Below are 11,603 nucleotides of genomic sequence, written 5' to 3'. Positions count from 1 at the left end.
ACAATGGTTGAGATCTTCACCACGGGCGGCGGCGAATACATCGTCAATGTCCTGAACGCCGTAGCCGCTTGGACGGGTGCCGGAGGCTATAAGAGCCTGATTCAGGTGGCGCTCGTTATGGCTATGACGCTGGCGGTTATAGTTGTTGCATTCAATCAGAATTGGCGCGCTTGGCTCAACTGGTTCTTGGGAGCGACACTCATCTATATGTGCCTGATGGTGCCGCGCATGGATGTGCAAGTGACAGACCGCGTCAATCCCAGCCTGGCTCCTGCGACTGTCGCCAATGTTCCGCTCGGCCTTGCACTTATGGCGAGCTTCACCAGCCAGATTGGCGATTATCTAACGCGTTCGGCTGAGACCGTGTTCGGGTTGCCCGATGATCTCAACTATTCCAAGAATGGTATGATTTACGGCGCGCGCCTCCTCGAGGCCACGCGGAGCTTGCGCATCGCTGATCCTGAATTTGCCGCGAATTTCGATGAGCATGTGCGCCAGTGCGTGTTCTATGATCTGCTGCTTGGCCGCTATTCGATGAAAGAGCTCTCAGAAAGCGATGACATCTGGGCAACGATAGCGCCGGGCAGCCCGGCGCGTGCGCAGAAGTTCCTGACCCGCCAAGGTGATGACAGCGTCACAGCCAATATCGTCACCTGCCGTGAGGCCTACACAAGCCTATCTGGCCAATGGGCGAGCATGATCGATGAGATGACGCTTGTGGCCGGCCGCCAGCTCTATCCGAGGCAAACCGAAGTGCTCGCTAAAGCCAAGCTCATCGCGGACTTGCCCGTTGCTTACCAATATCTGACAGGCATTTCGAAGGATGCGAGCAGCATCTTTCGCCAGGTGCTGACGATCAACGCGATGAATCAGGCCATGCATGGCTTTGCCGGATCAAGCGGCGCTTCAAGTGTTGACGTGTTTGCCCAGACCCGAGCCGATATCCAGACCGAACGCACCTATTCCTCAATCGCCCATAATGCGATGAAATGGGTGCCCATCCTCAACGTTGTGCTGACGGTGGTCTTTTACGCGCTGTTTCCAGTTCTCTTCCCGCTTTTCCTAATGCCAAGGACCGGGCCGATTGCGCTGAGAGGCTATGTGACCGGCTTTTTCTACCTCGCTGCCTGGGGACCGCTCTTCGTCATCCTCCACATGATCTTGATGCTGAAAGGCGCAGGCGATGTTGCGGCAGCAAGCGGCTCTAGCGGCCTTAGCCTTGCAACCTTTTCCGGCATGACCGACGTCAACAACGATATTGGTATTCTCGCTGGATATCTTGTCGCCTCGATCCCCTTCCTCGCAGGCGGGGTTGCGCGCGGCGCGATGGCCATTTCGGGCCAAGCCACAAGCTATCTCAATCCCAGCCAGAACGCGGCCGAAGAGGCAGCGCGCGAAGCGAGCACGGGCAACGTCTCACTTGGTAACACCAATCTCGACAATTCGAGCGTCTTCTCCCGCCAATTTGCGCAAGGCAGCCTCGCGCCAAACATCGCTTATGGAGCCGCCCAAACGCGGGGCATCGGCGAGAACGGCACCCAGACAACCAGCTTCCCGCAAGCGGACTTCGCCAACGTGCCCACTTCGAGCTATCCCTATACCCCGACACTTGGACAGGATTTTTCCAGCCGACTTTCGACCATGGCGAGCGAGAGCCGCAGCCAGAGTGAGACCTTCTCCAACCTCGCTCAGCAATCGACGAGCTCGGCGGTTACGCGATTCAGCGAACTGCGCGATGCGTACACCCGTTCTCGCTCGAATGAGACGGTCAGCGGAACATCAAGCAATGACAGCATTGGCAGAACCTTCAGTGAACTCGATAATGCATCGAACACACTCCAGCAGCAATTTGGCCTATCGCGCCGGGCATCGGACGACATCACGGTCTCATGGTTCCTAAATGGAAACGCGGGGGCCGAGGGAAGAGTAGAACGAAAGGGTACGCGTGGTTCACTCGGTCTGAGTGGCGGAAGGAACCAGACCTGGACCGACAGCGATATCGGGATCGCCTCGGAAGATCGTTCACGCATCGAAAACGCGTTGAGCCAAATTTCAGAAAGCCAAAACTGGTCAAGCTCAAGAGAAGGTTTCTTGCGCGAGACGAGCTCAAGTTCAGAAGCGCTTGTCTCGAGCAGTGCAGCCGGTGTCACAACCTCGCTGACCGAAACGCAAAGCTATACGGTCGAAGCGCGGCGCGCTGAGGAGATAGCCAATCGGCTTGAGAACCAGGCCAGCTGGTATGAAAGCGCCAATGCAGCCGGGACCTTGAATCTAAGCCAGGCCTACCGCGAATGGGGCATGGCTGAGATCGATGCCAATCGGGATTATTACGGCCAAGCGCGCTTTGATGACATCGATTTCCAGATGAGCGCGCAGGGACAACAACTGCAATCCCGCTTTGTGGAAAGCTACGCTGACGGTCTCAATGATGAGATCACGGGCGAACTTGTTCTACCTGATGGAGCGCCGGTGACTCGGCCCAATGTCGGAAGCGCAAGCGGGGTGCGCGGCTCGGTTCGGCTTGGCGGCGTGCCAAGCTCGTTGGAAGAACCTTCAAATGCCAGAGATGAGATCGCAGACGACGTTAGTCAGAGGCAAAGCGAAGGCTCTCGAAGCATCGGGCAAAGAAGAGGGAAGCTTGATCGAACCACACGAGACGCACGAGGCGCGTCTGCCAAAGCGGCGGACGATGTGAAGGAGTGGTAGTTAGATCAAGCCGTCGTAGATCACGACATAGATTACAAATGCGATGAATAAGGCTGCGAAGAGGTAGATGCCTTTTCGTTCCCAAGGATCAGCCCAGATCTTTTTCCAAGTGTACGATGTAAGGCGATCCTCAGCGATAGCGCGGTCGATCTCGCGAAAGCCTTCCCAATCGCTTTTGCTCTCTGGCGGAGTTTTGTCAGAATTGCTCATAAGTCAGCGTCCTTTCGCCAGAAACCAAAGCCCCCTCTGCTTTCAAGACGAGAGTGTAAGCCAAGTTGTACGAAGCTCAAAATCTGGTCGGTCACCTTCTGGACTTAGGGTCTGTTGGTCAAACCGTTCGGGTCTTTGGCGCAATGCTGCGGGGAGATCGAAGGACGCCTGCTTTCAGGTGTATTCAAATAGGCATTGAGTCGCTCAATGGTTCTTCGGCGTGGTCTGCGCCCCATCCTCAAATCGAGCACAAATCGGGGATCGCCCACGGCTCGCCTACCAAAACGCGTTGCAGAAATATGGTTGTCTTTCAGATGCCTTTCGATCCGTTCCAGCAGCGTCATACCTTTCTCACTCCGACTCGCAAATCCCTTGTGTTCTTGTTATGTTCTTACTAGGATGATTTCCGCGAGTCTAGGAAGAAATCCTACGATCAATCCTGAAGGACCACACAAATGGAACATGTAAGAGAGGAACTTGAGAGGCTGATCACCCAGGGCGGATACGGCTACGCGGCGGTTTCGAGGCTGCTTGGACGCAATCCAAGCTATATCCAGCAATTCATAAAGCGCGGATCGCCTCGTATCCTTGACCCCGAGGATCGCAAGACACTTGCAAGCTTCTTTGGGGTCGATGAACAAAGGCTCGGTGGTCCTGCTCAAACACCAATGGATGGAATGATCGAAGTTCCCGTTCTGGACGTGGATGCCTCAGCCGGCTTCGGCGCTATTGCATCGAATGAGACCAGTTACACGCGCTTTGGGTTTGACGAGAAATGGCTCAGGAGATTGACCGTCGCTAAGGGCGCCAGCCTTTCAATCGTAAGCGTTCTGGGAGATTCGATGGAGCCCACACTTAGCGATGGCGATGAGGTTCTGGTCGATGCGTCCGATCATGGCGCAAGGCTGCGGGATGGCATCTATGTGCTGCGCTCCGACGATACGTTGGTCGTAAAGCGCATCGCCATCAAGCCCGGCGCGAAACAGATTACAATTTCCAGTGACAATCCCGCCTATCCTTCATGGAATGATGTCGATCGTGAAGGAGTTGAGGTGATCGGCCGGGTCATATGGTTTGGGAGAGCTCTTTAGTCATGCCTATCCGCAAACAGCTTGAAGCGGTACATCTTCTCGGCAATTGACCGTACTTATGGGCTTGGCCGAACTTCGGCCAATGCAACGTCAAATCCAAGTGGCAGCAGCAGCTTGGAGATAAGTCGAGCCTGACTAGCGTGAAAGCTATCGGATGGCGCTTTCACTTCGACAAAACGGGCCAGATTATCCTTCCACAAAGTCAAATCAGGCCAGCCGGATCTGAAATCGTATGGGGCATTTGCGAAGACCTCAGCAATCCTCGCTAGACGTTCAGTCCCGAGGGTTTCGAACAGGCCGAGCACGTGCTCTGCATGGACGGTGGGGTAGAATGCTGGGGTTCTCCCAGCGCTCGCAGAGATGATCTTCCAGTTGGTTTCGATCTGAGAACGCGTCGCTTGTGAAACCGCCGCGATCAGATCTCCCTTGTCGAAACGGTCCTCATCAAACGCAACGTTTTGCGCATACAATGCTTCGACAAAGGTGTCGGCGTTGCGTGGATCGAGCCTTGGAAACGATGCCGCCTTGAGCAAAGTCAAGATTAAACCGCCTTCGGAAGCAGCTCCGCTCCAGCCCAAATTGCGATAGTGTTCCAGTGAAGCAAACTCGACCGAGGACCATTGATGGGCTGCCTGTAGCCTCCAGTCCTTTCCGTCACCCTTCTCAAGGACGATTACATCATGCTCGATACCAAGCCTCTGCGCTTGTTTTTCGAAACGGCTTTGTTTTCTGCGCGCAGGTTTCGCCTCGCCCTGACCCATTTGTTTTCGAAGCTTGTCAGCGCGTCTTGCGACACCGACCTTAGGGTCTAGTGTTAGCGCCTCATCATAGGCCGTGATCGCCTTCTCACGCTTACCCTCAGCTTCATACATTTCACCCAAAAGGCGGTACGCACGAGCCTGACCCCATAGCTCACCTTCGCGCGCTGCACGTTCGAGACCAGCTTTGATTTCCGTTCGCGCTCCTTCTGAAAGGGGTTCTTGCGATGCCAGCAGGTCTTTGATCACGCCCAGATCGCCAGATGCGATCCGAGCTCTCTGCCAACCGTCACGGTCGATCATAGAACCAGCAAAATCGTAAGCGACCCGCTCTCCATCTTTCAGGCAAATGATTACTTTTTCCGCGCCAGTATCCCAATCATAGCCCTCAGCCCAACCAGTCTCGACTTCCCATCTTGCCATCTCGTGTCGGGCTTCAAGGTCAAACAGCATGTACCGACAGCTGTCATCACTTCCAGGTGCATTAGCTGTTTGGCAGATCGCATAGCGCCCATCAGGAGAGAGGCTATTGCTCATAAGGTTGGCTGCGAAGTGCTGATTAATGAGCTGCTGCCCATCGCGGTCATAGGCGGTGAAACGGCTCTGTAATCCGTTTCCAAACATACAATCATGGAGAATGAAAACGCCATTATCGGCGACTTTTCCCTCTTGTGGTCGCTCAAGTTTGCCAGATTTGACGATCTGATCGTGAAGAAGCAGTGACCACGAACCGTGCCCGCTTTCTCGGTTCCCACCTCGCGAGCCGTCAGGTGTTCTGTCGGCCCAGATCAGCCGGTAACTTCCGTTGGGTGACTTGGCATGATGACCTATGAAGTCGAGTTGTGCGATGCTGACAAGACCGTGGCTGTATTCGTCGATATCGAGCCTTGCACCTGAGCGCTTGCTTCCCCCTTTGCGCTCAGGCGAGCGTTTTCCGAACAGGCGGTCGAGGAAGCCTGTCATGTTCGCCCGTTCAAACGGTTTTGCAAGTCGGCGACGGCTTCAATAACTTCGTCGAATGCAGGCGCATCACCGAAAATCATGACACTCATTGCCTGATAATCCTGCCGCAGATCATCAATCATTCCTTCCTCGGGACACAAGGCGAAGGTTGGCGGGCGGGCCGAGGCTAGATCGAATGGCGGTCGATTGAAGAACATGCGGGCGTGAGCGACACAGTCTTCACCGAGAGCCGGGTCTTTCAGCGCTGCTAGGCCTGCGTCGGACTGGAGCAAACGAAACACATCGTAATAGTGGCGTGAGACACGTTGCCCGTTGCCTCGCAATTGCCCCCGGTTTTCATACCAGCGGCGCAGACCATGAAGGATGACCACCTTGTCCCAGAACGTACGCCCAGCATCGACCACGGTGACGTTCGGCACTGAAAGGTCCATGTCCGGAACATCGGCATCGACATAAGGTGTGAGGGTTTGTAGCGAATTGGGATCGAGGGCTGACTTTGCGCCTGATTCGATCTTCACCGACTTCGCGATGTAGTCATCAGTGGGTGTAGCACTGGGATAGACCAACAAGAGGGTCTGTCGATCGTGAGGATCAGCCTCCACCCGTAGCGCAGCTTTCTCGATCCCTGTTCTAGTAACGGTTTCAGCGCAGAGTGCCTCAAGGCGTTCCAACAACGGCCCGTTGATATAGGCTTCACAGGCCTCACGCATTTGGTCGAGCGCGGCTTGGCGTTTCTTACCACTCAGCGCTTCGAGTTCGTCAACTGACGCCGGATGGCCCAAATCATCGCGGAAGACAGTCACATCGATGTCTTCGGAAAAGCGCTCGATCAGACCGAATGCCTTGGACAGAGAAGTACCGCCCTTGAAAAGCAGCCGAGGCCCTTCGCCAAGTCCGTTGAATAGTGCGTCTAGCGTCCAGCAGACCCAGAGATCTTTCTCGACATTCTGCGGCGTTGTACCGAGCCTTTGGGCAGTTGCTGCGTATAGCCCGTTGCGCGTTTCTGCATCGGTACGCAGAATTTCGTTGAATGCGGAGCTCACGATAATAGCGCCTGATCGTGCAGTAACGGACGCAAAAAGTCCTGCATCCAGGCGGGTAATGTAGCGAAACCATCTGCTAGGTCGGCTCGCAGCTTCTTCCCATGATCGGGATCCGTGAGAATACTGGTCACTCTCTCGCGCCAGTTTTTGACATCATCACCCAGCATCGTGTCGCGAAGCCAGTGCAAGGCCTGAACAATCCGCATGGCTGGGCGGCCAGCCCAGAAGAGTTTGCTGGCGGCAGTCTGTTTGAACACGATGGTGAGATTGCCGAGCTTGATTGTCTTGGACCTTGCCTCGCTGTGCACGACAATTTTCGCCGGCACTGCATTGGTTAGACCAAGGTCGTTGGCTGCTGTCATTCCATCGACGAGCACGCGTATTTGGTCTCGACGCGCCACCGCCTCGACAACTTGTCGAGGATCGGGCGCACTTTTTTCTTTGGTAAGACTGTTGATTTTCGGCCGATCGTATAATCCCCGGTCGATCCTGCGCAGCTCTCCAGCGTTCACCAGCCGCTGAAGGCTTTTGTCGATTGCATCACGGTTAGCGAGCTCGAGGAAGTCAGATGGCGTCCAGACTGCGTTCCCCGGCTGAGTTGCGATGCGCTCGAGAATCTGCGCTTTCAAAGATGATGCATCAGCATTCATGTCCGAAATATGTAGCACAATTTCGGACATTGTCGATACGATCCGTCCGAAAAATGTATGCAAATTTCGGACAGGATTAAGTGCATCCAACAATCCCATCACTGCTCAAAGCGAAGGGCGATAGGCAATCAACTTCGCTCGGCTGTCCGATATTCAAGCCGCTGCTTTGATGTCATCGCCTCTTCAGGGTCGTAATCATCATCGTCAACGTCCATCCACAGCATGATGAGGGCATGCCCGTTTGCTTGTGGCAAAACCTGCTCTTTCATAAACGGGACTCTCTTCCCGAATTCCGTTTCGATCCAATGCTCTGCGCCAACGCTCAATAACGGGCTAATGTCAGAACCTCTGTGTGAGTGAAAGCGCGAACCTGATGGAATGGGGGCACCGTTCGTCGGCACTATCCAAGGAAATTCGCGATTGCGGAAATTGTAGAGGACCTTTCCATTGCGCGTGACCACAAACGCTACGCGCTCACCAGAATACTCAGCGTAGCACCTAGCAGCTACGACTTTACTGACATCGAATTCTCTATGAACGTCAATCGCTGCCTTCATATCGGCAGTCCGATAGGATTTTAGAAATTCGCGCAAGAGTGGCGGAGGTACAAGCAACGTGGATGCAAAGCGGTTGGCTTCCGCCTCCATCTTATAATGACCCTTCTTGGTCTTCTCGTCCCATGCCCGCATAGCCGCGCTATCACACATGAACTGTTCGCCAGTGACGGGTCGATGAAATGGGATCAAGAAATGCCCTAGCTCATGGGCAATTGTGAAACGTCGTCGCTGCCGACCGAGGCCCTTTTGAACAAGAATTCCGCCGGAACTGCGAGCATCGTCGGTGACAAGGCCGCCAACAAATCCTTCCGTTTCAATCTCTTCGATTTCAGCAATGTCGAGCGCTCTTGCAATGTCCTCGATAGGCATAGGAAGGCTCAAGCTGGGCAGAGCCTTTAGAATCTTGGTCACTAAGCCACGAGGTGAGGAGGTTCCATCAAGATCAAGGCGCGATAGCGTCATGTATCACCCCTCTCCTTTGCGCTCGCGAAGCCGATCCATCATCAACTTTATTGTCACCTGATCAGTCTCGTCTAGCGACTGCAAATCCCTGAACATTGCGCGGGCTGTTTCCGGTTCATCCTCCGACGCAGATTCCCCAACCAATTGGGCGATTGATACATCGAGCGCACGCGACAAACCCGTGAGCACTTCCAATGAGGGGTTCTTCGCACGCTCCGTTTCTAAGTCCCAGATATGGGCCTTAGATGCTCCAATCAAATCAGCAAGCTTCTGAAGTGAATAGCCTTTCCTCATACGAGCAGTCTTGAGCCGCGCTGCGAATGACATTGATTTCCTCTCTCATGCGTAAGTCCAACAACCAAATTGTCAGTTTAAATCATACAAAAGCATACGACACAACCTTGACGGGATGCAAGACTTGCCGTATGATATGATTGTACGAATTTGTTTTAATATTCTATTTCGGAGTTTGGCATTGCGGAAGATTCTATCAATTGACGGTGGCGGCATCCGGGGTGTCTTTCCGGCGGCTTTCTTGGCGGCCATTGAAGATAATCTGCCGCACCCCATTGGTAGCTATTTCGACCTTATCACAGGCACCTCAACAGGCGGCATCATCGCAATCGGGCTCGCGATGGGATTGAGCGCAAAAGAAATCTTGGCTCTCTACGAAGAGCGTGGTCCGGAGATATTCGAGCAAGACAAAGGCGGTGGGCGCGGACTATTCCGCAAAGCACGTCGTAACGTCCAAGGGGCAGTACTCGGACCAAAGTACGACCCGACAGCACTTCGAAAAGCACTGGTTGATACACTAGGAGATCGACGCATTGGCGACGCAAAAACGCGGCTGATGATACCCGCTTGGCACCCACAAACACGGCGTGTTTACATATTCAAGACTGCCCATCACGCTCGACTTGAAACCGATTACCTGTCGCTTGCCGTCGATGCGGCCTTGGCGACATCAGCAGCGCCCACTTACTTCCCGCAGCATGTCACCGAAGACGAGGTAGGGCTCGTTGATGGAGGAGTTTGGGCCAATAATCCGACAGGGTACGCAGTAGCCGAGGCTATAGGCACCTTGGAGTGGCCCAAGGACGACATCAAAGTTCTTTCCGTAAGCTGCCTCGAAGACATTTTCGCCGTGGGCGATCAATACAGCAAAGCCAGCATTGCGCTTAAGGCCACGGGCTTCTTCATGGCCGGGCAGTCTTATGGCTCAATGGGCCTAGCTCATATTTTGACCGGTGACGTCGGCGGAGCGGCCAAGGAAAAAGCGATATACCGCGTATGCCAGGCCGCGCCCGACGGATTCTTCTCGCTCGATAACACCAAGCGCATTGGTCAACTCAAAGATCGCGCCTTTGTCGAAGCTCGTGAGCAGAAACCAATTCTAAAGCCGGTGTTTTTCGCAGAGAAAGTTCCGCCATTCACACCTGTCCATCAGTTGAAAGAGAAAACAGATGCCTGATAAACCCCCACCTTCCCACGAAGATGCCCTGCAAGCGCTTGCTCGCGCAATCGACATGCCAGATGATAAGGCCGAGGAAGCACGAGCTCACTTCAAGAGCCTTGGTGAATGGCTTGAGCGCAATGACTCCAGTATAGCACAATATGATCCCTACATCGCGCCGCAGGGCTCTTTTTTGCTCGGCACAGCAAACCGTCCTGTTGGCAAAGATGAAGACTACGATGTCGATCTGATTTGTCGTCTTCAATCCGATAAAGGGACCTTCACTCAGAAGTCTCTCAAGGCCGCAGTTGGTCGTGAGGTCATTGCCTATGCAAAAGCACATTCAATGGCCCACGAGCCAGAGGACAAGCGCCGTTGCTGGACACTTGAATATGCAGACGGGTCGCAGTTCCATATGGATGTTCTTCCATGCATTCCAGATGCGCAGGAATACCAATCACGCCTTCGCAAAGCTGGGTTCGTTGAACTTGCAAATGATGCCACCAAAACGCTTGATGCTGTTGCGATTACCGACAAGACTGAACCCAATTTTGATCGATATTGCGAGGACTGGCCGTGCAGTAACCCCCTCGGATATGCTGCATGGTTTCGCGACATAATGGCCGTCTCAATTCACTTGAGAAAGGCTGAATTGGCAGCCAAGGACTCGACGTTTGCTAAGGTCGAAGACATTCCCGACCACGCGGTCAAAACCACATTGCAGAAGGCAATTCAGCTTCTGAAGCGGCATCGCGACACGATGTTCGCTGAAGATATGGACGTTCGCCCGATCTCAATCATCATCACGACCCTTGCAGCAAAATCCTATGACAACGAGGATACGCTTGTTGGTGCTTTAACTGCCATCCTCACCAACATGGACGCTCATATCGAAACGCGTTCTGATGGAAAGTGGATACCGAACCCCGTTAACCCTGCCGAAAATTTTGCTGACCGCTGGGCAGAAGATCGCAGGTTAGAACACAGCTTCGATCGCTGGCTTGCGGCGGCGCGAAGTGATTTTGGGCTTTTCATCAATGCGTCTCGTCCCACCGAAGTCCCAACGGTTTTGGCAGAGCGTCTTGGCGACCGGACTGTGGAAACGGCGATGACTGCTATCGGAGCTGTTGGAGCAGTTGTTACCACGGCAGCACCCGTGGCGGCGCGTGTTAAGGAAGCCGTAGAAGAGGTGAAGAGCACGCGCAGCGGCACATCACCTTATTACCGCATCTAGTAACCCATGTTGAGTTTCGCAGAATTCAAACGTGCTTTAAACTTCTCCCAGCCCAAGCTCGAATTCTTTGAGAAGGACGGCACCTTTATAGCGACTGGCATCTACTGCCTGAATGATGGGCCTCATGCCGACGGGGCGATTGAGGAATTCGATGTCCTTATCGCTGCGGACGAAAACTACCCTAGCACAGAGCCTGTATTGCAGGAGAAAGCGGGTCGTTTTCCAAGGGATATTGATAGGCATATATACAGCAACGGGACTTGCTGCATTTGCGTATGGGCCGAGTGGCTTGAAACCTCCGCTGACATGTCCTTTGCTGCATTTTGCGGTGGCCCGATGCGCGACTTCTTTTTGAGTCAGCTCTATTTCGAGCAAAAGGGGGAATGGCCATTTGGAGAGCGCAAGCATGGTGCCGAAGGCTTGGCCGAGTCGGTAAGTAGAATATTGGGTTTTCGTGTCACACCAACTCAGGCGTC

11 protein-coding genes are annotated in these 11,603 nt (G+C 54.0%); 4 read left to right on the top strand and 7 right to left on the bottom strand.

Annotated elements, in window-relative coordinates:
* The first annotated feature begins 3 nt into the window (after positions 1-3).
* Positions 4-2,706 (top strand): conjugal transfer protein TraG N-terminal domain-containing protein, encoded by a 2,703-nt coding sequence (locus tag Q0778_RS11155; protein ID WP_298336057.1) that lies wholly within the window; start codon positions 4-6, stop codon positions 2,704-2,706.
* On the opposite strand, the gene Q0778_RS11150 is transcribed toward Q0778_RS11155, so the two are convergent.
* Positions 2,707-2,916 (bottom strand): hypothetical protein, encoded by a 210-nt coding sequence (locus Q0778_RS11150; protein ID WP_298336055.1) that lies wholly within the window; start codon positions 2,914-2,916, stop codon positions 2,707-2,709. It lies immediately after the preceding gene.
* 455 nt (positions 2,917-3,371) lie between these two features.
* On the opposite strand from Q0778_RS11150, the gene Q0778_RS11145 reads away from it, so the two are divergent.
* Positions 3,372-4,007, top strand: coding sequence for a S24 family peptidase (locus Q0778_RS11145; protein WP_298336053.1), 636 nt, complete (start codon positions 3,372-3,374; stop codon positions 4,005-4,007).
* A gap of 56 nt (positions 4,008-4,063) precedes the next feature.
* On the opposite strand, the gene Q0778_RS11140 is transcribed toward Q0778_RS11145, so the two are convergent.
* The 5 genes from Q0778_RS11140 to Q0778_RS11120 are packed head-to-tail and all read right to left on the bottom strand — an operon-like array spanning position 4,064 to position 8,767.
* A complete protein-coding gene (locus Q0778_RS11140; protein WP_298336051.1) occupies positions 4,064-5,728 on the bottom strand; it encodes a VRR-NUC domain-containing protein in 1,665 nt (554 codons plus the stop codon).
* Positions 5,725-6,771: a nucleotidyl transferase AbiEii/AbiGii toxin family protein gene (locus Q0778_RS11135; protein WP_298336050.1), complete on the bottom strand. Its 1,047-nt coding sequence runs from the start codon at positions 6,769-6,771 to the stop codon at positions 5,725-5,727. Before Q0778_RS11135 ends, Q0778_RS11140 begins: the two co-directional genes overlap by 4 nt.
* Positions 6,768-7,520 carry a DUF6088 family protein gene (locus tag Q0778_RS11130; protein ID WP_298336048.1) on the bottom strand — a complete coding sequence of 251 codons (753 nt, stop codon included), beginning with the start codon at positions 7,518-7,520 and terminating at the stop codon, positions 6,768-6,770. The genes Q0778_RS11135 and Q0778_RS11130 overlap by 4 nt, the downstream gene beginning before the upstream one ends.
* 29 nt (positions 7,521-7,549) lie before the next feature.
* Entirely contained in the window at positions 7,550-8,440 is an 891-nt protein-coding gene (locus tag Q0778_RS11125; RefSeq protein ID WP_298336046.1) for an ImmA/IrrE family metallo-endopeptidase, read from the bottom strand.
* Between the two features lie 3 nt (positions 8,441-8,443).
* Positions 8,444-8,767: a helix-turn-helix transcriptional regulator gene (locus Q0778_RS11120; RefSeq protein ID WP_298336044.1), complete on the bottom strand. Its 324-nt coding sequence runs from the start codon at positions 8,765-8,767 to the stop codon at positions 8,444-8,446.
* A 148-nt stretch (positions 8,768-8,915) separates the two neighbouring features.
* On the opposite strand from Q0778_RS11120, the gene Q0778_RS11115 reads away from it, so the two are divergent.
* Positions 8,916-9,911 (top strand): CBASS cGAMP-activated phospholipase, encoded by a 996-nt coding sequence (locus Q0778_RS11115; protein WP_298336042.1) that lies wholly within the window; start codon positions 8,916-8,918, stop codon positions 9,909-9,911.
* Positions 9,904-11,127 carry a nucleotidyltransferase gene (locus Q0778_RS11110; protein WP_298336040.1) on the top strand — a complete coding sequence of 408 codons (1,224 nt, stop codon included), beginning with the start codon at positions 9,904-9,906 and terminating at the stop codon, positions 11,125-11,127. Before Q0778_RS11115 ends, Q0778_RS11110 begins: the two co-directional genes overlap by 8 nt.
* Before the next feature lie 36 nt (positions 11,128-11,163).
* On the opposite strand, the gene Q0778_RS11105 is transcribed toward Q0778_RS11110, so the two are convergent.
* Positions 11,164-11,535: a hypothetical protein gene (locus tag Q0778_RS11105; protein ID WP_298336038.1), complete on the bottom strand. Its 372-nt coding sequence runs from the start codon at positions 11,533-11,535 to the stop codon at positions 11,164-11,166.
* Positions 11,536-11,603: the final 68 nt, after the last annotated feature.

The organism is uncultured Erythrobacter sp. (assembly GCF_947502395.1).
Classification (GTDB): domain Bacteria; phylum Pseudomonadota; class Alphaproteobacteria; order Sphingomonadales; family Sphingomonadaceae; genus Erythrobacter.
Note: the sequence above shows the minus strand (reverse complement) of the source record. Positions and strands in the feature narration are given on the sequence as shown.

Coding starts and splice junctions, on each gene's coding strand:
- Q0778_RS11155 (WP_298336057.1), top strand. CDS start 4: ATGGTTGAGATCTTCACCACGGGCGGCGGCGAATACATCGTCAATGTC.
- Q0778_RS11150 (WP_298336055.1), bottom strand. CDS start 2,916: ATGAGCAATTCTGACAAAACTCCGCCAGAGAGCAAAAGCGATTGGGAA.
- Q0778_RS11145 (WP_298336053.1), top strand. CDS start 3,372: ATGGAACATGTAAGAGAGGAACTTGAGAGGCTGATCACCCAGGGCGGA.
- Q0778_RS11140 (WP_298336051.1), bottom strand. CDS start 5,728: ATGACAGGCTTCCTCGACCGCCTGTTCGGAAAACGCTCGCCTGAGCGC.
- Q0778_RS11130 (WP_298336048.1), bottom strand. CDS start 7,520: ATGGGATTGTTGGATGCACTTAATCCTGTCCGAAATTTGCATACATTT.
- Q0778_RS11125 (WP_298336046.1), bottom strand. CDS start 8,440: ATGACGCTATCGCGCCTTGATCTTGATGGAACCTCCTCACCTCGTGGC.
- Q0778_RS11120 (WP_298336044.1), bottom strand. CDS start 8,767: ATGTCATTCGCAGCGCGGCTCAAGACTGCTCGTATGAGGAAAGGCTAT.
- Q0778_RS11110 (WP_298336040.1), top strand. CDS start 9,904: ATGCCTGATAAACCCCCACCTTCCCACGAAGATGCCCTGCAAGCGCTT.
- Q0778_RS11105 (WP_298336038.1), bottom strand. CDS start 11,535: ATGCTTGCGCTCTCCAAATGGCCATTCCCCCTTTTGCTCGAAATAGAG.